19 protein-coding genes are annotated in these 25538 nt (G+C 69.9%); 4 read left to right on the forward strand and 15 right to left on the reverse strand.

The annotated features are described in order from the left end of the window. Positions 1-6 precede the first annotated feature (6 nt). From AB7E03_RS08185 to AB7E03_RS08195, 3 genes are read right to left on the reverse strand one after another with little or no spacing between them, the layout of a single operon-like run. Positions 7-1791, reverse strand: coding sequence for a sensor histidine kinase (locus AB7E03_RS08185; RefSeq protein ID WP_489940891.1), 1785 nt, complete (start codon positions 1789-1791; stop codon positions 7-9). A gap of 5 nt (positions 1792-1796) precedes the next feature. After that, positions 1797-2480, reverse strand: a complete 684-nt coding sequence (locus tag AB7E03_RS08190; RefSeq protein ID WP_489940893.1) for a LuxR C-terminal-related transcriptional regulator — start codon at positions 2478-2480, stop codon at positions 1797-1799. Positions 2481-2484: 4 nt separating this feature from the next. After that, positions 2485-2832, reverse strand: a complete 348-nt coding sequence (locus AB7E03_RS08195; protein ID WP_489940895.1) for a response regulator — start codon at positions 2830-2832, stop codon at positions 2485-2487. 183 nt (positions 2833-3015) lie between these two features. Here AB7E03_RS08195 and AB7E03_RS08200 point away from each other — a divergent pair, with 183 nt between their 5' ends. Further along, positions 3016-3987: a type III PLP-dependent enzyme domain-containing protein gene (locus AB7E03_RS08200; protein ID WP_489940897.1), complete on the forward strand. Its 972-nt coding sequence runs from the start codon at positions 3016-3018 to the stop codon at positions 3985-3987. An 88-nt stretch (positions 3988-4075) separates the two neighbouring features. On the opposite strand, the gene AB7E03_RS08205 is transcribed toward AB7E03_RS08200, so the two are convergent. Together AB7E03_RS08205 and AB7E03_RS08210 are read right to left on the reverse strand one after the other, a co-directional pair. Next, positions 4076-5890, reverse strand: a complete 1815-nt coding sequence (locus AB7E03_RS08205) for an ABC transporter ATP-binding protein (protein WP_489940899.1) — start codon at positions 5888-5890, stop codon at positions 4076-4078. Continuing rightward, positions 5887-7752, reverse strand: coding sequence for an ABC transporter ATP-binding protein (locus AB7E03_RS08210; protein ID WP_489940901.1), 1866 nt, complete (start codon positions 7750-7752; stop codon positions 5887-5889). The genes AB7E03_RS08205 and AB7E03_RS08210 overlap by 4 nt, the downstream gene beginning before the upstream one ends. A 405-nt stretch (positions 7753-8157) precedes the next feature. Here AB7E03_RS08210 and AB7E03_RS08215 point away from each other — a divergent pair, with 405 nt between their 5' ends. Next, positions 8158-9489 (forward strand): MFS transporter, encoded by a 1332-nt coding sequence (locus tag AB7E03_RS08215; RefSeq protein WP_489940903.1) that lies wholly within the window; start codon positions 8158-8160, stop codon positions 9487-9489. Positions 9490-9542: 53 nt separating this feature from the next. Here the strand turns inward: AB7E03_RS08215 and ddaH are convergent, their stop codons facing one another. From ddaH to sucC, 8 genes are all read right to left on the reverse strand, one after another. Next, positions 9543-10766, reverse strand: a complete 1224-nt coding sequence (gene ddaH, locus AB7E03_RS08220; RefSeq protein WP_489940905.1) for a dimethylargininase — start codon at positions 10764-10766, stop codon at positions 9543-9545. A 24-nt stretch (positions 10767-10790) separates the two neighbouring features. Then, complete coding sequence (locus AB7E03_RS08225) at positions 10791-11861, reverse strand: Glu/Leu/Phe/Val dehydrogenase family protein (RefSeq protein ID WP_489940907.1); 1071 nt, start codon at positions 11859-11861, stop codon at positions 10791-10793. 99 nt (positions 11862-11960) lie between these two features. Then, the gene (gene purH / locus AB7E03_RS08230) at positions 11961-13541 is read right to left on the reverse strand and encodes a bifunctional phosphoribosylaminoimidazolecarboxamide formyltransferase/IMP cyclohydrolase (RefSeq protein ID WP_489940909.1); all 1581 of its coding nucleotides are present in this window, start codon (positions 13539-13541) and stop codon (positions 11961-11963) included. Beyond that, positions 13538-14131, reverse strand: a complete 594-nt coding sequence (gene purN, locus AB7E03_RS08235) for a phosphoribosylglycinamide formyltransferase (RefSeq protein WP_489940911.1) — start codon at positions 14129-14131, stop codon at positions 13538-13540. Before purN ends, purH begins: the two co-directional genes overlap by 4 nt. A gap of 60 nt (positions 14132-14191) precedes the next feature. Continuing rightward, entirely contained in the window at positions 14192-15532 is a 1341-nt protein-coding gene (locus tag AB7E03_RS08240) for a cell division protein PerM (protein ID WP_489940913.1), read from the reverse strand. A 55-nt stretch (positions 15533-15587) separates the two neighbouring features. Continuing rightward, complete coding sequence (locus tag AB7E03_RS08245) at positions 15588-16967, reverse strand: hypothetical protein (RefSeq protein WP_489940915.1); 1380 nt, start codon at positions 16965-16967, stop codon at positions 15588-15590. Between the two features lie 143 nt (positions 16968-17110). Next, entirely contained in the window at positions 17111-17998 is an 888-nt protein-coding gene (gene sucD, locus AB7E03_RS08250) for a succinate--CoA ligase subunit alpha (protein ID WP_441781395.1), read from the reverse strand. 17 nt (positions 17999-18015) lie between these two features. After that, on the reverse strand, positions 18016-19179 hold the full coding sequence (gene sucC, locus AB7E03_RS08255; RefSeq protein WP_441781394.1) for an ADP-forming succinate--CoA ligase subunit beta: 1164 nt from the start codon (positions 19177-19179) through the stop codon (positions 18016-18018). A 230-nt stretch (positions 19180-19409) separates the two neighbouring features. Between sucC and AB7E03_RS08260 the strand changes: the two genes are divergently transcribed. Continuing rightward, complete coding sequence (locus tag AB7E03_RS08260; protein WP_489940917.1) at positions 19410-20993, forward strand: hypothetical protein; 1584 nt, start codon at positions 19410-19412, stop codon at positions 20991-20993. Between the two features lie 36 nt (positions 20994-21029). Further along, a complete protein-coding gene (locus AB7E03_RS08265) occupies positions 21030-21884 on the forward strand; it encodes an oxygenase MpaB family protein (RefSeq protein WP_489940919.1) in 855 nt (284 codons plus the stop codon). On the opposite strand, the gene AB7E03_RS08270 is transcribed toward AB7E03_RS08265, so the two are convergent. Both AB7E03_RS08270 and AB7E03_RS08275 read right to left on the reverse strand, forming a co-directional pair. Then, a complete protein-coding gene (locus AB7E03_RS08270; RefSeq protein WP_489940921.1) occupies positions 21881-22927 on the reverse strand; it encodes an FUSC family protein in 1047 nt (348 codons plus the stop codon). The two genes, AB7E03_RS08265 and AB7E03_RS08270, sit on opposite strands and share 4 nt — an antisense overlap. Next, positions 22924-25458, reverse strand: a complete 2535-nt coding sequence (locus tag AB7E03_RS08275) for an ATP-dependent helicase (RefSeq protein WP_489940923.1) — start codon at positions 25456-25458, stop codon at positions 22924-22926. The genes AB7E03_RS08270 and AB7E03_RS08275 overlap by 4 nt, the downstream gene beginning before the upstream one ends. Between the last annotated feature and the right edge of the window lie 80 nt (positions 25459-25538).

Below are 25538 nucleotides of genomic sequence, written 5' to 3' on the forward strand. Positions count from 1 at the left end.
GCCCGATCAGGACACCGGCACCGGAATCGTCAGTTCGATGATCGTGCCCAGCCCCTCCACCGAGCGGACGTCGGCGCGGCCGGAGACCGCCTCCACGCGGTCGCGCAGGCCCTCCAGCCCGCCGCCGGGTTCGATCCTCGCCCCGCCCTGACCGTCGTCCTTCACGACGACCGTGACAGTAGCGTCGGCTCGACTCACGAGCACCGTGGAGTTGCGTGCCCTCGCGTGCTTTGCGGCGTTGGCCAGGCACTCGGAGACGCAGTAGTAGATCGTCTCCTCGATCACCTCGGGAAGACGCTCCGCGATCTCCACGTGCACCTCCACCGGCAGATGGCTGCGCAACCCGAGCTCCTCGATGGCCGAGCGGAGGTCGCCGTCGCTGAGCACGGTGGGGTGGATGCCGCGGGCGAGTTCCCGAAGCTCGCGCAGCGCGTCGGCCAGCTGGCTCGAAGCGCGCTGGAGGTCGAGCGCGAGTTCCTCATCCCCGCGTGCTTCGGCCTTCGCCGTCGCGATGCGCAGGCTGATCGCCAGCGAGACGAGTTGCTGCTGGCTCCCGTCGTGCAGGTCGCGCTCCAGCTTCCTCCGGGCCAGGTACCCCTCCTCGACGATGCGGAGCCGCGACTCCCGCAGCTCCTGGATGGTTCGCTCCAAGCGCGCGCGCAGCCGGTCGTTGTCTACCGACAGCAGCAGCGCGGACGAGACCGCGTCGAGCAGCCGGTCGTCCTGGGTGAGCGCCACGTCGTGCTCGATGAGGGCGATCGGACCCTGGTCGGAGTCGATCGCGAGCGTGGAGCGGCCGGGCCGTTGGATGAGGCCCGCATCCGGCACCCGCTGGCCGTCGCTCGTCTGGTAGCTCTGCAGGGGTTCGTCCCACCAGAACACGCGCAGCGAACCGTCGTGCAGCGTGCGCGCGAGACTCGATTCCCAGAGTCCGCGGTCGACCTTGTCGCGGGCGACGATCACGAGGTCGGCGACCCGCGAACGGAGTCCCCTCGCATACAGCACCCCGCCGACCCAGGCGGGTGGGATGAGCGCGATGGCGATAGGCGGGATGAACTGCAGCCAGCCGCCGTCCCAGCCGAGCGCGAAGCTCAGCGAGTCCTGCACCGTGCCGTAGCACCAGAGCAGGATGGCCAGCGGCATCACGAAGGCGACCCGGCGGGCCGGGAGGGAGCTGGTGAACCAGCGGGCGATCAGCCGCGCTGCGACCGTCAGCATCAAGATCAGGCCGACGCCGCGCCAGGCGATGCCGAGCCAGTAGTCGGCGGTGTCGCTCGGCAGCACTGCGTACGGGTTCGCCGCGCAGCCGCACTCGGTTGTCTCGGGCGAGGAGAACAGCAGGATGCCGCCCAGCCGTACCACGAATGCCACCGACACCGCTATCACGAGCGCGCGATCGAAGCGCGCCACCAGCCGGCCGGTGGGGTAGCAGAGCACCAGGACGCCGACCAGAACCGCCCAGAGGTCGGTGACCCCCGCGACCCACGGCCACACCCATCCCCAGGGCCGGACCATCGGATACCAGGCGCCGGCGGACCAGAAGATGGCCGCACCCACCATCAGCCAGCCGGGAATCGGGCTGCGTACGAGCCGCCAGGCGACCACTGCGCAGATGAGGTAGTCGATGGCGACCGCGACGAAGACGATCGCCCAGCCGGCGCCGGAGGGACGTGGGCCATAGTTCCCGGTCGTGGCGCTCAGAACCTGGGCGAGCACATTGGAGGCGAGCGCCACGGTGACGGCGAGCGCGCGTATCCCCCAGCGGAGGGCTCCAGGACGCCCGGCGTCCATGCCGGTCAGGCGTCCCGGCCGAGGAAGCGAAGGACGGCGAGCACCCTCCGATGCCCCTCGGTCGAGTCCTCCACTCCGAGTTTCGCCATGATGTGCCCGATGTGCGACTCGACGGTGCGCAGGCTCAGGTGCAGCTCACCGGCGATGCCGACGTTCGAGCGGCCCTCTGCCATCAGCCGGAGCACATCGCGTTCCCTGGCCGACAACCCCTCGACCGTCGCCTCGGAGGAGCGGGCGGAGACGAGCAGCTGCACGACCTCCGGATCGACGACCGAGCCGCCGCGCGCGACCGTCCGCACGGCCGTGACCAGGGTGTCGGCGTCGGCGATCCGGTCCTTCAGGAGGTAGCCGGTGCCGCTGCCGGCGCTCATCGCCCGGATGGCGTAGGACGCGGTCGTGTACATGGAGAGCAGCAGGATGCCGGCCCGCGAGCCGCCTGCGCGCAATTGCTCCAGCGCGCGGAGTCCCTCGTCGGTGTGGGTGGGCGGCATCTTGATGTCGAGCACGATCGCATCCACGTGGCCGTCGGTAGCGACCGCGCCGAGGAGTTCCTCGGCGGTGTCCACCGAGGCGACCACGTCCATGCCCCCCGCGCGCAGGATCTGGCCGATCCCTTCGCGCAGAAGCACTGCGTCGTCGGCGACGGCCACCCGGAGCGCGCGAGAACCCTCTGTCTGTCCCCCGCTCACGCGCTTACCCTAGCAGGATGCGGATCGCCTCACCGGTCAGCTCTTCTTTGTTGATGAAGCCCTCCGCGCCACTGTCCGCCACGCGCCTGCCGTAGTCGTTCGCCGACCGGCTCGAAGTGAGCACCACGACGGCGCCGGTCGCTCGCACGGCGGTGACGACATCGAAGCCGCTGGCGTCCGGGAGGCCGATATCGAGGAGCACCACATCCGGGGACAGCCGCCTGCTCAACTCGACGCCGCCGGCGGCAGTATCGGTGTCTCCGACGACCGTGAAACGCTCCAGGCGCAGCAGTTCGGCCGCCTGAGCTCGGAACCGCTCGTGGTCGTCGACGATCACAACACGGAGGGACATGTCGTCCATCATCTCCGCACTGACCCCCGGCTTCATCCGTGCCTCCACGCAATCGGAATGAGGTGACCCCCCGGATGCGGGCCACTCACGGCAGGACGACTATATGAGACAACCTCACCGACCCGAACGGTGGGGACGTCCGCCCGGTGAGAGCGGATCGACGATCCACCCGAGGAGATGGCGATGTCCACCGTGACCCGAACCGCCGACCCGACCGGCGCTGCTGTGGGCTCCACCGCGGCGACCGGGGCGGTCGCGGTGGACGGCCCTTCCCTCGGGCTCCCGGTCGTGCTGTTCGATCTCCCGCGTGCGGCGCAACGCCTGCGGGAACTCCGCGACGCCCTGCCCTGGATGGACGTGCGATTCGACGTGAGCGCGCTGGCGCATCCCGAACTCCTGCGGGCGATCGCGGCCGAAGGCGCAGAGTTCACCCTGTCGCATCCCGCCGCCGTGCCCGCCCTGCGCCGTGCCGGCATCGACCTCGGCCAGGCGCTCTACGCCGTCTCCGGTGCGCGCTGGCAGGACCGGCGCTCCGCGTGGGAGTCCGGCGTCCGCCTGTTCGTCGTGGATGAGCCGTACGAACTCGACGCCTTCGTCGCTGCGCCCGCCGGAACCTCCGTGCTGCTGCGGATGCCCGCAGAAGCGGCGGTCGCGGCGACGCGCCGGGCGGTGTCGCTAGGCGTGTGCGTGGCTGGGTTGTCGCTGGGCGCATGCGAACCGTCTCGTCTCGCTGCCGATCTTCGCAGCGCGGTCAGCACCCTCGGGCATCTCGCCGCCCTCGCCGCGGAGACCGGCGAACGCGTGCACACACTCGATCTTGGCGACGTCTTCGGCGGGCGGCCGGCCATGCGACCCACCGACTGGGCGGAACTCGGCCGCACGGTCCGCTCCCTCGTCGCGCCCGCGATCTCGCGCACGACCGTGGTCGCCACCGCCGGCCGCACCCTCGTGGCCGACTGCATCACCGTCGTCGCCGGCCGGAGCGAGCGCTACGCGGACCCCGCGTCCGCCAGCGCATACATCGACGCCGGTGCGGAGGTCGTCGTCCTTCGCGACGGGCTCACCGCACGCACCCGAACCGTCCGCACGAGCCCGGCGAGGCACCGCGTCCTGCGCCCGGCGCGTGCGCGCACCACCTGGTCCCCGGCCGGCTGATCAACCCTCGCCGTCCGGAGACAGGCGGCGGGGACCACGGGAGGGCTTCCCCGTGGTCCCCGCCGGAATTCCGTCGGAGCGTCGCCCGCTACACGAGCGAGTCGCGCCAGGCCGCGTGCAGCTGGGCGAAACGCCCGGTGCCTGCGATGAGGTCGTCCGGCGTGCCGTCCTCGACGACGCGTCCGTGCTCCATCACCAGCACCCGGTCCGCGATGGCGACCGTCGACAGACGGTGCGCGATGATCACGGCTGTGCGATCGGCCAGCAGTGTCTGCAGCGCCTCCTGCACCAGGCGCTCGCTCGGGATGTCGAGCGAACTCGTCGCCTCGTCCAGGATGAGCACCGACGGGTCGGCCAGGAACGCCCGGGCGAACGAGATCAGCTGTCGCTGCCCCGCGGACACCCGGCCGCCGCGCTTGTTCACGTCGGTGTCGTAGCCGTTCGGCAGACCCTCGATGAACTCGTGCGCACCCACCGCTTCGGCGGCCCGCACGATCTCGTCGCGCGTCGCATCCGGCTTACCCAGCGCGATGTTGTCCGCGACGGAACCGCTGAACAGGTACGCCTCCTGCGTGACCATCACGATCGCACGGCGGAGGTCCTTCGGGTGCAGGTCGCGCAGATCCACACCGTCCAGCTGCACGGAGCCCTCGCTCGGGTCGTAGAACCGCGAGATGAGCTTCGCCAGCGTCGACTTGCCCGCACCGGTGGAACCGACGAGAGCGACCGTCTGACCAGCCGGGATGTCGAGCGTGAACGCGGGCAGGATGACGCGGTCCTTCTTGTAGGCGAAGGTGACGTCGTCGAACCGCACGTGACCCTGCGCCGACCAGAGGTCGACCGGCTTCACCGGATCCGGGACGCTCGGCTGCTCCTCCAGGACGCCGGAGATCTTCTCCAGCGCCGCGGCCGCCGACTGGTAGGAGTTGTAGAACATCGCCATCTCCTCCATCGGGTCGAAGAACCGGCGCGTATACAGCAGCACCGCGAGCAGCACGCCGATCGCGAGCTGGCCGTCGGCGACGCGGAAGCCGCCGACGAGCAGCACGACGCCGACCGTCACGTTGCCGATCATCACGAGCCCGGGGTCGAAGATCCCGAACAGCTGGATGACGCGCGCGTTCACATCCCGGTACTCCTCGACCAGGCCGCCGAACTCCTTCTCGTTGCGCTTCTCCTTGCGGAACGCCTTGACCGCACGGATGCCGGTCATGGTCTCCACGAAGTGCACGATCAGCTTCGCCGACGCCACCCGCGAGATGCGGAACAGCACCTGCGACCGCTTCTGGAACCAGCGGGTCAGCACGTAGAGCGGCACCAGCGACGCCAGCAGCACCACGCCGCTGAGCCAGTCGATCGAGAACAGGGCGATCCCGATGAACAGCATGTACAGGAAGCCCTGCACCAGCTGGTTGATGCCCGAGTCGAGCAGCTCACGGATCGAATCGAGGTCGCTCGTCTGACGCGAGATGATGCGTCCGGAGGTGTACGACTCGTGGAACTCCAGCGACAGCCGCTGCGTGTGCAGGAACACCCGCTTGCGCAGGTCGATCAGGATCGCCTGGCTGATCCGGGCGCTCAGGACCGTGTACCACGCGATCAGGACCGCGCCGATGATGCCGGTGAACAGATAGGCGATGCCGGCGGCAGCCAGCGGGAACCAGTCCTGCTTCATCAGCGCCGGCAGGCCGTTGTCGATGCCGAACGCGATGATCGCGGGGCCCGCCACCTGTGCGGCGGTGCTCACCACGACCACGATCGCGGTCAGCACCAACCGCATCCGCAGCGGCTGCATGAGCGAGCCCAGCAGGCGCAGCGAGCGGCGCCGGACCTGCCGGCTCTCCGCTGCATTGAGATCGTTGCGCTCTTCGCCTTCGACGCCCAGCACATTCGTCGTGCTCACAGGTTCACCTCCTCGAGGATCTCGTCGTTTTCTTCGTCCTCCAGGCTGGAGATGACGAACCGGTAGTGCTCGCTGGTCGCGAGCAGTTCGTGGTGCGTGCCGACGGCCGTGATGCGCCCGTCCTCGAGCAGCGCCACCCGGTCGGCCAGCATGACCGTGGAGGGGCGGTGCGCCACGATGAGCGCCGTGGTCGCGGCGAGGACGCGCCGCAGCGCCGCCTCCACCAGGGCCTCGGTGTCGACGTCGAGGGCCGACAGCGGGTCGTCGAGCACCAGCACGGACGGGTTCGCCGCCACGGCCCGCGCCAGCGCGAGGCGCTGCCGCTGACCGCCCGAGAGGCTCAGCCCTTCCTCGCCGACCTTCGTCTCCACCCCTTCTGGCAGGTCGTAGACGAAGCCGGCCTGGGCGATCTCGAGCGCCTCGGTCAGCACCCGCTCGGCTTCCGCCGACGTGGGATCGAGCTCGTCGCGGCCGAGGAGCACGTTGTCACGGACGGAGGCGGAGAACAGGGTCGCATCCTCGAACGCCATCGCCAGCGCCTTGCGCAGGTCGTAGCGGGTGAGGTCGCGCACATCCACGCCGTCCACCCGGATCGCGCCGCCGGTCACGTCGTACAGGCGAGTCGTCAGCGCGGTCAGCGTCGATTTGCCCGAGCCGGTCAGCCCCACCAGGGCCATCGTCTCCCCCGGCTGCACCGTCAGCTGGATGCCGTCGAGCAGGTCGGGGAAGCGCTCCGGGGAGTCCTGGTACCGGAAGTGCACGTCGTCGAAGACCAGCTCGCCGCGCGGGTCGGTGATCTTCTGGGGGTCGGCGGGGTCGGTGATCGTGTTGACCTCGTCCATCACCTCGAAGTAGCGGTCCGCTGCCGTGCGGGTGTCGAAGGTCATCGAGAGCAGGAACCCGATCGACTCGATCGGGAAGCGCAGCACGGTCGCGGTGGCGAAGAACGCCACCAGCTCGCCGACGGACAGCTGCCCCTGTGAGGCGAGCCAGACGCCGACCACCAGGCTGATGCCGAACGCGATGTCCGGGACCATGAGCAGCCACAGCCAGATGCCGGCGATCGCCTTGGCCTTCTCGATCTCTGTGCCGCGCAGCTGTTCCGCCTGCGACTCGAAGCTCTTCAGCGCGTGCTTGCCGCGACCGAAGGCCTTGAGCACGCGGATGCCGTGCACCGACTCCTCGACCGCGGTCGCGAGGTCTCCGGCCTGGTCCTGGCTGCGCCGGGCGATGACGGAGTACTTGTTCTCGAACACGAACCCGTAGATCCACAGCGGGATCGAGCAGACCAGGAAGATGAGGCCGAGGATCCAGTTCCAGCCGATCAGGATGGCGAAGCCGACGACGATCGTGACCACGTTGACCACGAGCAGCACGATGCCGAACGACAGCCAGCGACGGATCATGCTGAGGTCGCTGACGGCGCGTGACAGCAGCTGGCCACTCGGCCAGCGGTCGTGGAAGGCGACGGGCAGGTCTTGCAGCTGCGCGTACAGCGCGTTGCGCATCCGCGCCTCGACGTGGGTGCCCGGGGTGAGCACGAACCAGCGCCGCAGCGAGATGAACACCGCCTCCGCAGCTCCCAGCCCCACAACGAGCAGGGCCGCCGGCCACACCGCGGACGGGTCACCGGTCGACAGCGGACCGTCGACGAGCCACTTCAGCACCTGCGGGATGCTCAGCGCGACCAGGCTGGCGAGCAGCGCGGCCACCATCCCGAGCACGATGCGGGGCGCGGCGGACTTGGCGAAGGGCAGGATGCGCAGCAGGGTGCGCGCGGTGCTCGACCGCTTAGTGTTCGTGGCTTTCTGCGGCGTCTGGATGGAGTGCGTCTGGGTGTTCGGCGTCTGGTCGACAGACATGGATGATCCGTTTTCTGTGAGTGGTCCGACATCGTGGGTCGGCGGCGAGCACGCGAAGGAGTCGCCGAAGGCCTGACCTCGTGGGCAGGCCCCGTGTTGGGGATGCGTGGGCGCCCGCCGGCGCTCACGGTGCGTTGCGCGCGGACGACGCGCAGCGGTGGGGGCGGAGAGCTAGTGCCCCGACGGTCGGGTGGAGGCCGCGAGGGCGGCGACGAACCCGGGCACGGTGGTCTTTCGTGCGGTCTCGGTCGTCGTCATGGCTTCCTCCCAGCCTCGATGAATGCATCCGTCATGCTGCAACACGGCAGCCCTACAGGTTATTGCCAGGTTGCGGCGCAAAGCAAGGATTTTCTCGATGACACCTCGAAAAGCCGGATGTCGGGGGCGCCGGGTACGGTGGCGGGCATGCGCAGAGGGGCCGTGACCGTACTGTGCCTGGTGCAGTTCGTCGACGTGCTGGGGGTCACGAGTGCGACGACGGCGATCCCCGCGATCCTCGCCGGTGTCGAGGCGCCGGCGTCCGCAGCCGGCCCGCTCGCGACGGTTTACGCGATGTTCTTCGGCGGGGTCCTCATCCTCGGCGCGCGACTCGGCGACCGCTTCGGCCATCGCCGCATCCTGCTCACCGGCGTCGCCCTGTTCGGGGCGGTGTCGGTGCTGGGAGCGACGGCGGGGCTCTGGGGACGAGCCGGACTGGTCGGGGTGCTGGTCGCACGCGCACTCCAGGGGGCGGCCGCCGCGCTATCCGTGCCGTCCGCGCTACGGCTGCTACTGTCCGCGACTCCGGACGACAGGCGCCGCCGGGGAGCTCTCGCGGCCTGGAGCGCGACCGGAGCTGCCGCGGGTGCGTCGGGGTTCCTGGTCGGCGGCATCCTCGTGCAGGCCTTCGGCTGGCCGGCCGTCTTCTGGGTCAATCTGCCGCTGGCGGCCGGGCTCATCGCCGGGATCGCGGTCACCGTCACGCACCTGAGTGAGCAGAACGAGCGGGTGCCGCTGGATGCGCTGGGCGCCGCCCTGCTCATCCTGGCGGTGATGGCCGTGATCGCCGGGGCTGCGTGGCTCGAGCAGCCGTCGACGCTCGTCCTGGGAATCGCGTGCATCGTCATCGGTGTCGTGCTCGGCGCGCTGCTCGCGCTGCGGCTGCGCACAGCCGCTTCGCCGCTCATCCCGAGGGAAGCCATCCGCTCGCGCCCGCTCCGGCACGGCACCGGCCTCTCCTTCGTGAACACGGCGACCACCAGCTCGACGGCCGTGCTCGCGACGCTCTTTCTACAGGACCGCCTCGGGCTCGATCCCATCGCCACCGGTCTCACGCTAATGGCCCTCAGCGTCGCCGTGATCATCACGTCGACGAGCACCCGCGCCCTTCTCGCCCGGTTCAGCCCGTACGCGGTGTGCGGAATGGGGATCGGCACCATCGCTCTGGGCTGCCTGCTCATGACGCTTACCGTCGGGATGTGGTGGGGCGTCTTTGTCGGAGTCGCTCTGGCGGGCGCGGGGCTCGGGCTGTCCTCCGTCGCCGCGACGACGATCGGGACGACCGTGCCCGATCGACTCTCCGGAAGCGCGAGCGGAGTCCTGAATACAGGAGCCCAGCTCGGCACGGCGCTCGGGACGTCGATCCTGGTGCTGGTCGCCTCGTTCGGCGGCGTCGGAGCGGGGTGGCTGGCGACGGCGCTGATCGCCGCCGTCACGGCCGGCTGGTGCCTGCTCCCCCGCCGAGCTTCGCTGAGTTGACGCGACGCGCCGTGCCGGGCCTCGCCCGGACGGCGTGTTGCGTCAACTGGCGCTCAGCGGATGCGGATCGAGAGGCAGGTGACGCATCCCTCGAGCTTCTCGAACTCGGAGATGTCGACCTGGATGACGGTGTAGCCCAGGCTCTCGACCAGCGCCACCGACTGCGGAGCCGACGACGACATGAGCACGGTGTCATCCGACAGGACGACGACCGCGGTGCCCTCCGCCTCCGGTACGGGAAGGAAACGCTCGAAGACCCGCGGGTCGTCCACGATGGGCTCGTAGCCGATGATCGTGCCGTCCGGAAGCGCGGTCACAGCCGTCTTCAGGTGCAGGGCCTTGGTGACGGGAACGGCGACGACGGTGTAGCCGAGCGGCGCGACCAGTGCGCGCAGCTGGCGGACGCCCTCCGCGTTTGTGCGGCCACCGCGGCCGACGTACACGGTGGAGCCGACCTTCAAGACGTCGCCGCCCTCGAGGGTCCCCGGCGCCTCGATCCGCTCCAGGTGCAGACCCTGCGCGCGGAGAGCGGCCTCGGTGCCGGCGGTCTCGCCACGGCGCGACTCCGCGCCCGGCAGCGTGATGACGGCCGTGTCGCCGAAGACGACCGCGGTGTCCTCCACGAAGACGGAGTCGGCCATGCGGTCGGCACTCGCCACCTCGACGGTCTGCCAACCGGCCTCGGACAGCGCAGCGACGTAGGCGTCCCACTGCTGGTCGGCGAGCTCGGTCTCCACCGGCTGCCGGTCGATGTGGGTCACGAGACCCTCGGCGACATTGGCGGCCGGGATGCGGACCAGCGCGACCTTGCGGTCGGTCTCGAACCGGCTGCGGGTGCCTTCGACGACGCGGAAGAGCCAGCGCCCGAACGTCGGGGTGAGCGCGGTGATGGCGACGACGTACAGCAGGTTGATGCCGAGCAGGGTGCCCAGCACGGCGACGAGCAGGTCGCCGCTGAAGGGCGAGCCACCCGAGGTGGCCGTGAGGATGGTGCCGATCGCGGGTGCCAGCACTCCGGCCACCACGCCGGCGATGAGGGCAGTCCACCAGCGGTCGAAAGCGCCGACGAAACCGGCGATCCACAGCAGCACGAAGGCGATGACGCTCGTCAGCGAGAAGTAGTTGCTGACGGCGACGATCAGCGCCCCCGACGGGGCCGACGACCCACCCAGTGCCCCCACGTAGAAGGCGGAGATCATCGCCGCGTGGACGATGAGGACCACCACGAGGGCGGCGACAAGGGATGCGATGAGCCGGCGGCCCCAGGAAGACGTCATAGGGACCAACCTATCGGAGCGCTGCTATGCGTTCGCTGGCTCCCGCAGCCGGCCGAGGGCGAGCTCCTCCGCAGCCTGGAGCGTGGTGACTCCGCGCTCCTCCGCGACGCGGAAGATCTCGGCGACGGAGCCGCCGATCCGCTCGACCCGCTCCTGCGTCGCCTCTGCGGTGACGCCCGGCTCCCCCGCCATCGACAGGAAGATGACGCCGCCCGCGTTGACCACGAAGTCGGGCGCCCAGAGGATGCCGCGCGCGGCGAGCCGCTCAGCGCCGTCCCGCTTCGCCAGCTGGTTGTTGGCCGGGCCGACCACGGCAGCGACCCGCAGCTCGTCGATCACCCGGTCCGTCAGAGCGCCGCCGACGCCCGCCGGCACGAACAGGTCGCCCTCGACCCGGTGCGCCTCCTCCGGCTCGACCCAGGTCGCGCCCAGCGCGTCCGCGAGGGCCCGCTTGGCCGGGTTCACGTCGGTCACGGTCAGCACCGCGCCTTCGCTCGCCAGGCGCATCGCGATGAGCGACCCGACATGGCCGAGGCCGAGCACCGTCACCCGGCGTCCGTCCACCGATCGCGAGCCGAACACGCGCTCCAGCGTGGCCTGCAGCCCGGCGTACACGCCCGCCGCGGTCGCGTCGCTGGGCTCTCCGACGCCGCCCTCCGACGGCGGAAGCCCGCAGACGTGGGCGGTGCGCGTCGCGACGACCGACATGTCCTCGGCGCTGGTGCCGACATCCTCGGCGGTCATGTAGCTGCCACCGAGCGTCTCGACCGCGTCACCGAGATCGAGCATCGCCTCGAAGCGCTCGGTCGGCGTGAGCACCGTTCCGCGCGGGAGGTAGACGACCGCCTTGCCGCCGCCACGGTTGAGTCCTGCGGCGGCGTTTTTCAGCGTCATCCCCTCGGCCAGCCGCAGCGAGTCGGCCACCGCCTCCTGCCAGGAGTCGTACGTCCACACGCGGCAGCCGCCGAGGGCGGGGCCGAGGATGGTGGAGTGCACCGCGATGCTGATGGTGAGGCCGCTCCGCCTCCCCTTCACCACATGCAGTGTCTCGTGCGGCAGATCGCCGGGCAGGGTGGTTTCGGGCAGGACGGACATCGGTGTCTCCTCGTGGGATCGCGGTGAAAAATGGTGCGGTCTTGTGGACCGCCGTCCATTCTCTCCCGAGCCCGGCGAGGAGGCAACGCCTGGGGCCTCTCAGTGGAAGAAGTGCCGCTCCCCGGTGAAGTACATGGTCACTCCGGCAGCCTTGGCCGCGGCGATGACCTCCTCGTCTCGGATGGAGCCGCCCGGCTGCACGATCGCCGCGACGCCCGCATCGATGAGGATCTGCGCGCCGTCGGCGAAGGGGAAGAAGGCGTCCGACGCCGCGACGGATCCCGCCGCACGGTCGCCCGCCCGGCTCACGGCGAGCTGGCACGAGTCCACCCGGTTGACCTGCCCCATGCCGACGCCGACGGAGGCACCGTCGTGGGCGAGCAGGATGGCGTTCGACTTGACCGCGCGGCACGCCTTCCAGGCGAACTCGAGGTCAGCGCGGGTGGCCGCGTCGGCCTCCTCGCCGGCGGCCAGCGTCCAGCCCTCGGAAGAAAACTCGTCGAACCGGTCGGAGTCCTGCACCAGCACGCCGCCGGAGATCTGCCGGAACTCGGTCAGCGCGCGCGCATATCCTTCAGGGAGCTGCAGGATGCGCAGGTTCTTCTTGGTCTGCAGCAGCTCGAGCGCCTCCGGCTCATATCCGGGGGCGATCAGCACCTCGGTGAAGATGCCTTTCACCGTCTCCGCCATCGCCAGGGTCACCGTGCGGTTGGCCGCGATGACGCCGCCGTACGCCGATACCGGGTCGCACTCGTGCGCCTTGCGGTGCGCCTCGGCGATGTCGTCAGCGACGGCGATCCCGCACGGGTTCGCATGCTTGATGATCGCGACGGCAGGCTCGTGGAAGTCGTACGCGCTGCGCAGCGCGGCATCCGCATCCACGTAGTTGTTGTACGACATCTCCTTGCCGCCGAGCTGGGTCGCCTGGGCGATGCCGCGGCCCGTCGGGTCGGCGTAGAGAGCGGCCGCCTGGTGCGAGTTCTCGCCGTAGCGCAGCGTCTGCTTGAGTTCGGCGCGGGCCTCCCAACGCTCCGGGAAGTCATCGGTCGAGGGTGCCTCCCCCGCGAACCAGGCGGCGACGGCACCGTCGTAGGCGGCCGTGTGCGCGAACGCCTTCGACGCGAGTTCACGCCGCTGGTCGAAGGTCGTCCCGCCGGCGGCAACGGCCGAGGTCACATCCGCGTAGTCCGACGGCGACACGACGATGGCCACGTTGGCGTGGTTCTTGGCCGACGCGCGCACCATGGCGGGGCCGCCGATGTCGATCTGCTCGACCACGTCGTTCCCGACGGCGCCGGACGCCACGGTCTCGACGAACGGGTACAGGTTGACGACGACCAGCTCGAACGGCTCGATGCCGAGCTCCTTCAGCTGGTCCTCGTGCGACGCGAGCCGCAGGTCGGCCAGCAGCCCCGAGTGGATGGCCGGGTGCAGCGTCTTGACGCGCCCATCCAGCGACTCGGGGAAGCCGGTGACGCTCGCCACATCCGTCACCGCATAGCCTGCGTCGCGGATGGTCTGCGCGGTCGAGCCGGTCGACACGATCTCCACGCCCGCCTCGGCGAGCGCCTTCGCCAGGTCGAGCAGGCCGGTCTTGTCGCTCACCGAGATCAGCGCCCGGCGGATCGGGACGAGGTCCCGCTCACGGTAGAGGCTGGCGTCGTGATGGGGTCCGCTCATGCTCGGGCAAGCTCCTCGAGGTCGATGTGTCCGTTGGCGATGTCGAGCACGGCGTCGATGAGCAGCCGTCGCTCCACAGGCTTGATGCGCTCGTGGAGGCTGCCCTCGGTGTCGCCGGGCTCCACCTCCACGCGCTCCTGGCTGATGATCGGGCCCGCGTCCACTCCGTTGTCGACGACGATGAGGCTGGCCCCGGTCTGCGTCACACCCGCGGCCAGCGCGTCGCGGACAGCGTGGGCTCCGGGAAACTCCGGCAGGTACGCCGGGTGCGTGTTGATCAGGTCGGGCGAGAGCCCATCGACCACCCGCGGGGGCACCAGCCGCATGAACCCCGAGAGGATGGTGAGGTCGGGTTCCCACTGCCGGATCTGCTGCAGCAGGGCGTCACCCCACTCCTCGCGGCTCGGGTACGAGGTGTACGGGACGGTGAAGGTCGGGATACCGAACCGCTCGGCGTGCTCCAGCCCGTCCGCCTCCCGGTCGGCGCCGACCGCGACCACACGCGCGGGGAACTCGGCGTCTTCCGACGCCTCCAGCAGAGCACGCAGATTCGAGCCACCGCCGGAGATCAGGACGACAATCGAGAGCACGCCACCAGCCTAGCGGCGCGCGACTGGAGTGCTGGCCGCCTGGTCGTCACCGCTGCATCCTCACCGCCGGACGCGGCCGCTCGCCGCCAACCCGATCGCCGCGGCCACGGCGACCTCGCCCGCGGCCAGCGCGCCGACCAGCCACGGGTTCGGCCCGACGTCGTGGAGGCGGCCGGGCCCGAGGGCGCCGGAGGACCACCACGCGAGCAGCCCGAGCTGCACCCCGGCGACCACGCCGATCCCGGCGGCGGTGAGCAGGATGGCACGAATGCCATGCAGGCCGTCCACGGTGCGCCCGCGCAGCAGCACGGCGGCGATGAAACCGGCGAGCACCGGCACGACGACTCCGACGAGGCCGAAGCTGTACCCGCCCGGCGGGATCACGCCGAACACCGGCAGCCCCGGCAACGGCCCGAGGGCGGTTCCGATGGGGCTCACCGCAGAGCCTGTCCCGAGGGCGAATCCCGGACCGATGAGCCAGGATGCCATCCACACGACCACGTTCGGCAGGATCGCCAGCTGGCCGATCGTCAGCGCCGCCCCGCCTGCGACGCCGCTCTGCAGCTGCTCATAGAGGCTGATGATCGCGCCGTAGTTGCCGAAGATCAGCAGCGCGAGCACGAGCGCCGCGACGCCGATCACGATCGCGGTCGCTGCGCTCCCTGCGCGAAGCGCTGCCAGGGTGACCGAGCGGAAGCCGTCCGGCACCGCGAGCGTGCGACTCCTCAGCGCGGTCAGCGCGATGGGTGCGGCTCCACGGGCCGGCGACGCGTCGCGCACGCCTGCATCCGATCCGCCTGCAGCGCGGCCCAGCGCGCGGTCGCGCTCTCGGCCCCGATCCCCGGCCCGGCCGTCGTCGCCCAAGGGGAGCATCCCGTCGTCCGCTCTCCGCCCCCGCAGCGCCGCGAAGCCGAACCCTGCGCCGATGCCCAGTGCGTAGACGAACGGCGGCAGCACGATCCCCTGCCACACCGAGGGCTGCACGACCGCGGAGCCTGCGGCCAGCACCACCAGGGACGAGATCACGGCGAAAGCGGCGAGGGCGCTCAGGGCACCCACCACCCGCTCGTCGGTCTCCGCCGCGCGCATGCCCGTCCGCACGCCGAGCCCGGCGGTGAGCACGGCGAAGCCCAGCAGTGCGATGGTCACCTGGAACGGCGTGCCTGCGCCAGGAAGGCCGAGCTCCGCGACCGTCTGCGGATCGAGCACGACCGTCAGGTTCACGCCATGGCCGACCAGCCACACGTCGGCGGCCGACCGCCAGACCACCCCGAAGTCCGCGCCGAGCTGGTACTGCGCCGCCCAGAGGATCGTGATCGGGACCAGGCAGATCCCGATGCCGATGGCGGCGACAATGAGCGCCTCCAGCGCGGCGAGCAGGGCGACGGTTGTGCGACTCATGACCGAACGGAGCCTACCGGGGCGGTGCCGGCGCGGACCGCCGACACTTCGGCACTCAGGAGACCGTGACCACAGGCGTCTCCTCGTCAGCCGACTCAGGCACCGTGACGACGGGACGCTGCAAGAGCTCCAGCAGACCGATGACCAGCGCGGCGAGGACGAGCGTCCAGATGATCAGCGACGGTGTCAGCGGACGCACGAACAGCACGACGGCGGCGGCTATCGCGGCGACGACCGCACGGAGCAGAGCACGCTGGGTGTACATCCACTCGCCCGTGCGGCCGGTCGTGATGCCGTGCCGCTCCGCGGAGTCGCGCACCCAAGTCACGCCCGATCCGAAGAAGCCGCGCAGGCGCCTGGACACCCCGAACGGACCCGAATACCAGGCGACGAGGGCGACGACCGCCGCCAGCACGAGGACCGCCACCGCGGTGTCGATCATGGCGGTCGTCACGGTTCGGAACAGAGTCCTCGCCAGGTTCGACGGAATGAGCGACGGCGAGGCGGAGGCGATGAACACGACCCGGCCGATCCCGATGGCGGCGAGCACCAGTCCCATCCCGAGCCCCAGGGCCACCGCCGCCCAGACCAGGGCGAGTGCGCGGCGCCGGGCGACCAGGACGCCCAGCGCCAGCAGGCCCAGGGCCACCCACGGCAGCCACACGCCTGCGCCCACCGCGAGCCCGTACACCACCTGCAGGGTCGGGATGGAGGAGCTCTGCGCGATCGTCACCGTGCGATTCACGGTCGGAATCCGCTCGGCGAACGTCAGGCCCTGATCGACCAGCAGCTGTTTCACCCGGGCGATGATCGGCGCCAGCTGGATGCCGACCGACCCGTCCGCGCCGACAGTGACGGCTGCTTTCGGATTGTTCTGCATCGTGGCGATCAACTGATCGTGACTGGTCCGAAGAGCTTGCTGCCAGATCTGCGCGAAGGCGTCCGATGCGACGAACCGCTGCACCGTCGAGCGCATCAGCGAGACGATGCCCTCCGCCAGCGGCGCCTTCAGAGCCTCCAGAGCCTTCGTCGCGACGGGACCGGTACCGAGGCCCGTGATGCCGTCGATGACCTGCGAGGTCACCTGATTGACGTCCACGTGCTCCTGCACGGCCTTCAGCGCTTCGTTGGTGACGAACGCCTGCACGCCCGGGTTGTGGGCGAGCGGCGCGTAGGTGGCGACGAACGAGTCGGTGTCCGTGAGCTGCACTTTCGCCCACGAGGCGACGACCGCCACGGGCGCGAGGATCGAGCCCAGCACGATGAGGACGGTCGCCAGCAGCGTCCAGGCCCAGCTGCGCTTCTTGCGCACGGGTGCCGCGGGCTCGTCCACCCCGTCGACGGTGACGTCGGGGATGCGTTCGCGCAGGACGGCGTTCTCGGCCTCCAGTTCGGAGACGCGCTTCAACAGGTCCGCGTTGCTGAGTTGAGGCATCGCATCCCCCTCCGCTCGGCCGAGAGGCCTCGGCGCGCTCACTGTAACTCCCGCCGACCACCCGCGGACAGACTGCATCGCAGCAGGTACGAAGCACAGAAGGCCGGACCCGTTCCCGGATCCGGCCTTCTGAAGGATGCGGACTACAGCGCCGCGTAGACCTCGCGCAGCAGGGCGGCCGTCTCGGACGGCGTCTTGCCGACCTTCACGCCCGCCGCCTCCAGCGCCTCCTTCTTGGCCTGCGCGGTGCCCGCGGAGCCCGAGACGATGGCGCCGGCGTGGCCCATCGTCTTGCCCTCTGGGGCGGTGAAGCCGGCGACGTAACCGACGACAGGCTTCGTCACGTTGGCCTTGATGAAGTCGGCCGCGCGCTCCTCGGCGTCGCCGCCGATCTCGCCGATCATGACGATGGCCTTCGTCTCCGGGTCCGCCTCGAACGCGGCGAGCGCGTCGATGTGGGTGGTGCCGATGACGGGGTCGCCGCCGATGCCGATCGCAGTCGAGAAGCCGAGATCGCGCAGCTCGTACATCATCTGGTAGGTCAGCGTGCCCGACTTCGACACGAGGCCGATCGGGCCCTTGCCCGTGATCGTCGCCGGGGTGATGCCGACCAGCGACTCACCCGGCGTGATGATGCCGGGGCAGTTCGGGCCGATGATCCGGGTCTTGTTGCCCTTCTCCTGGGCGTAGGCCCACGCCTCGGCGGAGTCCTGCACCGGGATGCCCTCGGTAATGACCACCAGCAGCGGGATCTCGGCGTCGATGGCCTCCACCATCGCGTCCTTTGCGAACGCCGGCGGCACGAAGATGATCGACACGTCAGCGCCGGTCTTCTCGATCGCCTCCACGACGGTGCCGAAGACGGGCAGCTCGACGTCGCCGTGCGTGACCGTGGTGCCGGCCTTGCGTGCGTTCACGCCGCCGACGACCTTCGTACCGGCCTTCAGCATCAATGCGGTGTGCTTGGTGCCCTCGCCGCCGGTGATGCCCTGGACGATGACCTTGGAGTCCTTGTTGAGGAAGATAGACATTCTCGTTCGTCCTTCGCTTACTTCGCGGCCAGCTCGGCGGCCTTGTCGGCGCCCTCGTCCATGGTGAGCGCCAGGGTCACCAGCGGGTGGTTCGCATCCTTCAGGATGCGGCGGCCCTCGTCGACGTTGTTGCCGTCGAGGCGCACCACCAGCGGCTTGTTGGCCTCGTCGCCGAGGATCTCCAGGGCCTTCACGATGCCGTTCGCGACGGCGTCGCACGCGGTGATGCCGCCGAAGACGTTCACGAAGACGCTCTCGACCTGCGGGTCGTTCAGGATGACGTCGAGCCCCGCCGCCATGACCTCGGCCGAGGCGCCGCCGCCGATGTCGAGGAAGTTCGCGGGCTTCACGCCGTTGTGCTTTTCACCGGCGTAGGCGACGACGTCGAGCGTCGACATGACGAGTCCTGCACCGTTGCCGATGATGCCGACCTGGCCATCCAGCTTCACGTAGTTCAGGTTGGCCTTCTTGGCCTTCGCCTCGAGCGGGTCGGCGGCGTCCTTGTCCTCGAGCGCCTCGTGGTCGGGGTGCCGGAAGTCGGCGTTCTCGTCGAGGGTGACCTTGCCGTCGAGCGCGATGATGTCGCCCTCCTCGGTGAGGACGAGCGGGTTGACCTCCACCAGCGTGGCGTCCTCGCCCGTGTACACGTCGTACAGCTTGACGAAGACGTCGGCGACCTTCTCCACCAGGTCGTCGGGGAAGCCGGCGGTCCGGGCGATCTCGACGGCCTTCGCATGGTCGAGCCCGCCGCGGGGGTCGACCTCGACGCGGGCCAGCGCCTCCGGCTTCTCGACCGCGAGCTGCTCGATCTCCATGCCGCCCTCGACGCTGGTAAGCGAGAGGTAGGAGCGGTTGGCGCGGTCGAGGAGCACCGAGAAGTAGAACTCCTGGGCGATGCGGGCCCCGCCTGCGACCATGACGCGGCGGACCACGTGTCCCTTGATGTCGAGCCCCAGGATGGCCTTCGCGGCCTCCTCGGCCTCGTCCGCGTTCTTCGCGACCTTGACACCGCCGGCCTTGCCTCGACCACCGACCTTCACCTGCGCCTTGACGACGGTCACGCCTCCCAGCTTCTCGGCTGCGGCGCGCACCTCCTCCGGAGTGTCCGCGACGATGCCCGGCAGCACCGGGACCCCGTACTTCTCAAACAGGTCTCTGGCCTGGTACTCGTATAGATCCACGGTTATCCAATCCGCTGCTGGTCCGGCGCTTGTGGCTTCCGGCTGATTTCTCTGGCGGGACGACGCGAGAATAGCTCGACGCCGAGACAAATTCGCCAGGAAGAACTGTAGTCCCTCCGCCTGAACGGGCCGAAACCGGCACTGTGTCCACAGGCAGGCAGCGCGCGTCGTTCTCCACCGATCAGCCGCTGCCCGGTCGGCGACGTGGCCCATCCGGCGACCGTGGAGGCATGACACAACGACCTCTCACTCTGATCACCGCGGTGAGCCTCGCGGGGCTGGCCGTATTCCTCGGCATCCTGCAGAGTCTCTTCGCCGCAGCACCCGCCCGAGCGCTGTCCGGCGACGGCCACGGCCCCGGGTACATGTCCGCCGACGGCTGGTGGCTTGGCGCGTACCACCTCGACGACGGAGCCCTCGGATTCTGCCTGAACCCGGGAAAGGTCGCGCCGACCGGGTTGCACTACAACTACGCGGATCCTGCAGGGAAGGGCTGGTGGACTCCCGAGCAGTCCGCGATCTTCGCGTACATCGCACGCACGTGGGCGGGCAGCGGCGACCGCTTGACCGCTGCGGCCGGACAACTCGCTACCTGGGGGACCGCCGGGATGTCGGACGCCGACGTACAGGCCCACGCCAGACGCGCCGGCGGCGACACCGACGCCGTCTATGCGCGAGCGGCGGCCATGCTGGCCGAGGCGCGCAACCGGGCGTCCACGGGCGTGCATGCGGCGGTCGTGGTCGAACTGGCGGAGGCCGGCCCGGGTCGGGTGCGGGTCGAGTTGACGGTGGATCGCATCAACGGCCCGGAACTCCTGCCGGCAGGGGCGCATCCCCTCTCCGTGACGCTCGACGGAGCCACGTTCGCCGACGGGGCGTCCACCGCGACGATTCGATCCGGGACCGACGTCAACATCCTGCCGACCGGGACCGAGGCCAGCGTGTCGGTGGCTGCCACGGCTCGCAGCGGCGACCTGCCGTACGGCAATCGGCTCATTGTGGCTGTGCCGACGGTCGATGCGCAGTCGGTCCTGATCGCCCAGTCCTCGAATGCCTCCGCACAGTCCGAAGCGCATGCAACAGGGCCATCCCCGTTGCCCTTTCAGCCGCGAGTCGAGACGCGGACATCGACACCGGAGGCGCTGCCGGGCGCCGAGATCACCGACCGCCTCATCGTTGGCGTGGACGAGGCGGACGGCCTACTCCCGACCTGGGGTGTGCGTCCCACGGACGATGGGTTCGCCCCTGTGGCGGCGGTCGTCGAGAGCACTCTTCACGGGCCCTTCACCGATCCGATCGTCCTGGCTCCGACGGCTCCGGCCGATGGCCCCGTCGTCTGCACGGTGGAGACCGCGGTGACCGGGCCTGGCGAGTACACCACTCCCTCCTGCGTCGTGCCGTCGGACGGCTACTACGTCTGGACGGAGCGGATCGACCCCGCGCGCACGGATCCCGCAGGCGGAGGAGCCCGCCTCCGCCCGTGGGCCTCGCAGTTCGGCGTGGCGAGCGAGATCACCCGAGCGCAGGCGGCGCTCGTGCCGGAGGCGCACCCGTCCGTCTCCGAGGTTCGGCTGGCCGCGACAGGATCGGACGTGGTCGCACCCGCCCTCTGGGGAGGCGGGGCGGGAGTGAGCGGGGCCGCCCTGATGGTCGTCGGGAGGGTGCGGACCCGGCGGGCGCGCGGCCGCGCGGCGTTCCTGGACGACGCACCATCGATCGCTCTCGCTGAGCGCCGTCCCGGGCGGCCGCCCCGTATCGCCGGACGCCGGACGTCGGGCCCTCGCCGCGCTCGCAGCACGTGGGTCCAACCGTGACAGGCGACGGGGAGGCCTTCTCCGCTCGCTCGCAGCATGCGACGGCAGGATGGCCTGGTGCGCTCCTTTTGCCCCCGCCGGCCCGTCGCGGTCGCGGAGATCGCGTCGGAGGCGCTGACGCTCGCGGGTGGCGGGAGGGCGCTCCTGCTCCAGATCGCGCACCCGGCAGTCGGGCGAGGAGTGGCGGAGCACAGCGACTTCGCCGAACGGCTTATGGACCGCTTCGACGGGACGATGCTGTACCTCACTGCGACGATGTTCGGCACGCCAGAGGAGTTGGCGACCGTGCGGCGGATCGTCAACCGTGCGCACGCGCCGGTTCGAGGCGAACGGGCGCCGTCGGGGCCGGCGTACAACGCCTACGATCCCGACCTTCAGCTCTGGGTGGCCGCCACGCTCTATCAGACGATGATGGAGCTGCACGGGCGGGTGTTCGGGGAGCTGACACCGAAGCAGGCCGACGACGTGTACCGGGAGCTCTCGCGGGCGCTCTCGAACCTGCAGCTGTCGCACGATCGCTGGCCGGCCTCCCGAGCCGCCTTCGACGACTACTGGGAGGGCATGATCGCGTCCCTCCGGGTCGACGACCAGGTTCTCGCCGTGTCCCGGCAGATCCTCCATCCCGCGCGCGTGCCGTGGTCGGTGCGGCCGACTTTGCCGCTGGTTCGGCTGGTGACGGGCGGGCTGCTCCCGCTGGAGGTCCGGCAGCGGTTCCGCCTTCCCTGGGACGAACGCAGGCAGCGTCGCTTCGACCGCGTGATGCGCTGGACGGCCGCCGTCTACCCGAGGCTCCCTCTATGGCTGCGGCACATTCCCCGCGACCGGTATCTCGCGAAACTCCGTCGCGCGACAAGCCCCGGCTGGTCGCCACAGCGACCCGACGCCGGTTAGGCCGCCAGGCCCCGGCCCCGCTCCCAGACGCGTGCAAGCAGCACGAGGGCGATGCCGATTCCGGCGCCGAGCAGCGTTTCGAGCACGCGGTCGAACAGCAGGACATTGACCGGCGTCGGACTCGCGAGGTGCGAGACCGAGAGCGCCAGCGGCGTGATGAACACCAGCGCGGCACCGTAGTGGCGCGCGACCAGCACCTCGGCGAAGAACTGGCAGACGACGATCACGCAGATGAGCACGACCGCCGGCGGCGACCAGACGAGCAGCAGGGCCGTGACCGCCACGCCGACAATCGTGCCCACGATCCGGTGCAGCGAACGCGAGAGGGAATGGGCGGCACGGGCGGGAGGGATCACGGCGACCACACTGACGACCGCCCAGTAGGCGTGGCCGAACCCGAAGCTCAGGGCGATGCCCCCCGCGATCAGGACGCCGGCGACATTCTGTACGACGGTGAGCCAGACCCGCGGGTCGCGGAGCGCGGCGAGGTCGACGGTGGGCCGACGACGGAGCTCCGTGACGAAGCCCCAACGGGCCAGCGCACCACGGGAGGCACCCGGGAGGCGGCGGATGGCCCACCCGGACATCGTCACGAGCCAGGCGAAGGCCGCCGACGCTGCGGCGAGCGCCAGCCGTGGCAGGGCGTCGGCCGCCGGGGTCGGCACGGCGGCGCACACCAGCAGGGCGAACACGAAGAACAGTGCCTGCGGCGGGACCATCTGGAACACGGTGACGAACAGGGTGCCACCGCCGACGATCAGGACCAGCGCGAGCGCCACCAGAGCAAGCGGCTCGCCCAGTACGGCCAGCCCGATCCCTGCGCCGATGCTGGCCAGAAGGGCGACGGCCGCCACGCTGAGGGTGCGCACACGCAAGCGATACGGCTCGTTCCTGCCGTACAACGCCGTGAATGCCCCGAAGGTGGCGTACGCAGTGAGATCCAACCGGCCGACCGCGAACAGCACGAACAGGGGAACGGCCACGGCGAGCGCCGCCCGGAGCCCCACCTCGAGGTTCCGTGGCGCGGAGACGCCGGCCCTCACAGCTTGTCGATCGGGGCGATCTTGATGAGGAGCTTCTTCGCCCCTACCTTCTCGAACTGCACATGCGCCACCCGCTTGGCGCCCTGCCCGGTCACCTGGGTGACACGACCGTCGCCGAAGTCGGCGTGCCGGATGCGGTCGCCGGGAGCCAGCTCCAGGTCGCCGTTGTCGCGCACCTTGCCCGTGACCCGGTTGGGCCACTCGGCCTTCGGGCGCTCCTGGCGGAACGTCGACGCGGCGAGGCTGTCATTCCATCCGGACCCGCCGGATCCGGCGCCGATCCCCGGGCGTCTGGCGTTGAGCGCACGCGATTGCGAGCCCCCGCGTCCATTCGCCGAGCCCGGCGACTGCCGCCAGTCGATGAGGTCTGCGGGGATCTCTTGCAGGTAGCGACTCGGCATGGCCACCGCGGTCTCGCCGAATTGGGCGCGCGTCATCGCGAGAGACAGGAACAGGCGCTTCTTCGCGCGGGTGATGCCGACGTAGAAGAGTCGCCGCTCCTCCGCTGGGCCGCCGGGCTCGTTCGCCGACATCCGGTGCGGAAGGAGGTCCTCCTCGATGCCGGTGAGGAACACGGCGTCGTATTCGAGCCCCTTCGCGGTGTGCAGCGTCATGAGCGACACGGCGCCGCTGGAGTCATCGATCTCATCCGCTGCCGCCACCAGCGAGACCTCCGTGAGGAAGTCGACCAGTGTTCCGTCCGGGTTGTTGCGCGCGAACTCTTTCGTCACCGCCACCAGTTCGTCCACGTTCTCGGCACGCGCTTCGTCCTGCGGATCGCGGCTGTTGCGCAGCGCTTCCAGATACCCGCTCCCGTCGAGAAGGAATGTCAGCACGTCGGCGACGGGCGAGATGCCGGCTGGGTTCGACGGGTCGACCTTCGCCGCCGCCTCGTCCAGCAGGTTCGACAGCTGCAGGATCGCGGCCGTCACCTTGGGGCCGAGACCCAGCGAGCCCGCGTCGCGCATGGCGCCGCGGAAGCTCAGGCCGTTGTCCTGCGCGTAGCTCGAAAGCTGGGTCTCCGTCGCCGGCCCGATGCCACGCTTCGGCGTGTTCAGGATGCGTCGCAGCGCCAGGAAATCGTCCGGGTTGGCGACGGTGATCAGGTACGCCATCGCGTCCTTGATCTCGGCGCGCTCGTAGAACTTCGTGCCGCCCATCACCTTGTACGGCAGAGCCGAACGGATGAAGATCTCCTCCAGCGCACGGGTCTGGGCGTTCGTGCGGTAAAAGACCGCGATGTCCTTGTACGCCATCCCGGCGCCGTGCAGCTTCTCGATCTCATCGGCGACGAACTGCGCCTCGTCGTGTCCCGAATACCCCGTGTAGCCGACGATCTTCTCGCCGTCGCCGACGGCAGTCCACAGCTTCTTGTCTTTGCGATCGAAGTTGTTGGCGATGACGGAGTTCGCGGCACTCAGGATGTTCTGCGTCGAGCGGTAGTTCTGCTCCAGCAGCACGACCTTCGCGCCGGGGAAGTCGCGTTCGAACTCGACGATGTTGCGGATGTCGGCGCCACGGAAGGCGTAGATCGACTGATCCGAGTCACCCACCACCGTCAACGAGGCGCTCGGGATGACTCCCGCCGCGTCGCGAAGCGGCCGCACGTTGCGACCATGGGCCTCCAGGTCGTCCACGATGTCGGGGGCGACCGGCATGGTGAGCTCGCGGATGAGCGAGTACTGGGCATGGTTCGTGTCCTGGTACTCGTCGACGAGGATGTGACGGAACCGGCTCTGGTAGAGCGCCGCCACACGCGGAAAGGCCCGGAACAGGAATACCGTCTCGGCAATGAGGTCGTCGAAGTCGAAGGCGTTCGCGCGGCGCAGCTCCCGTGTGTACTGCCGGAAGATCTCGAGGAACATCACCTCTTGCGGATCGCTCAGATTGGCGGTGCGCGCGTGCGTCTCGAGATCGGTCAGCTCGTTCTTCAGCTTCGAGATGCGATTGGCGGCACTTCCCACGGTGAAGCCGAGGGTGTCGGCGTCGAGTTCCTTGATGATCCGCTTCAGAAGCGCACGGGTATCGCCGGAGTCGTAGATCGTGAAGCTCGGCGTCTTGCCGATGGTCTCCGCCTCGCGACGGAGGATGCGGACGCAGGCGGAGTGGAACGTCGAGATCCACATGCCCTGCGCCTTGCCGCCGAGCAGGTGCTCGACGCGTTCCCGCATCTCATTGGCCGCTTTGTTGGTGAACGTGATCGCCAGGATCTCGCTCGGCCACGCCTCGCGGCTCTCGATCAGCCCCGCGATGCGTCGCGTCAGGACGCTGGTCTTGCCCGAGCCTGCGCCGGCGACGATCAGCAGCGCCTGACCTCGGTACTCGGCCGCCTCGCGCTGCTGCGGGTTCAGCCCGGCGAACAAACGCTCGCTCGGCCCCTGCCAGTGGCCAGAGCCGTGGCCGGAACCCTCACGCCCGGAGCCAGGCACAGCCCCGCCGTCGGCGGAGGCCGCACCGTCGCCCTGCCACCCGTCGAGGATGATCGGGACGGAGGAGGGGGTGGTCTGCGGGGCGTCGGGGAGGCTCGTCATGTCTCCCACGATTTTAGTCGCTGCCACCGTCATTCCGTCCGGGAGGTCGTTCAGGCGTTCGATGGCCGTCCGGGCTTCCA

Source organism: Leifsonia sp. RCC_180, from assembly GCF_058138205.1.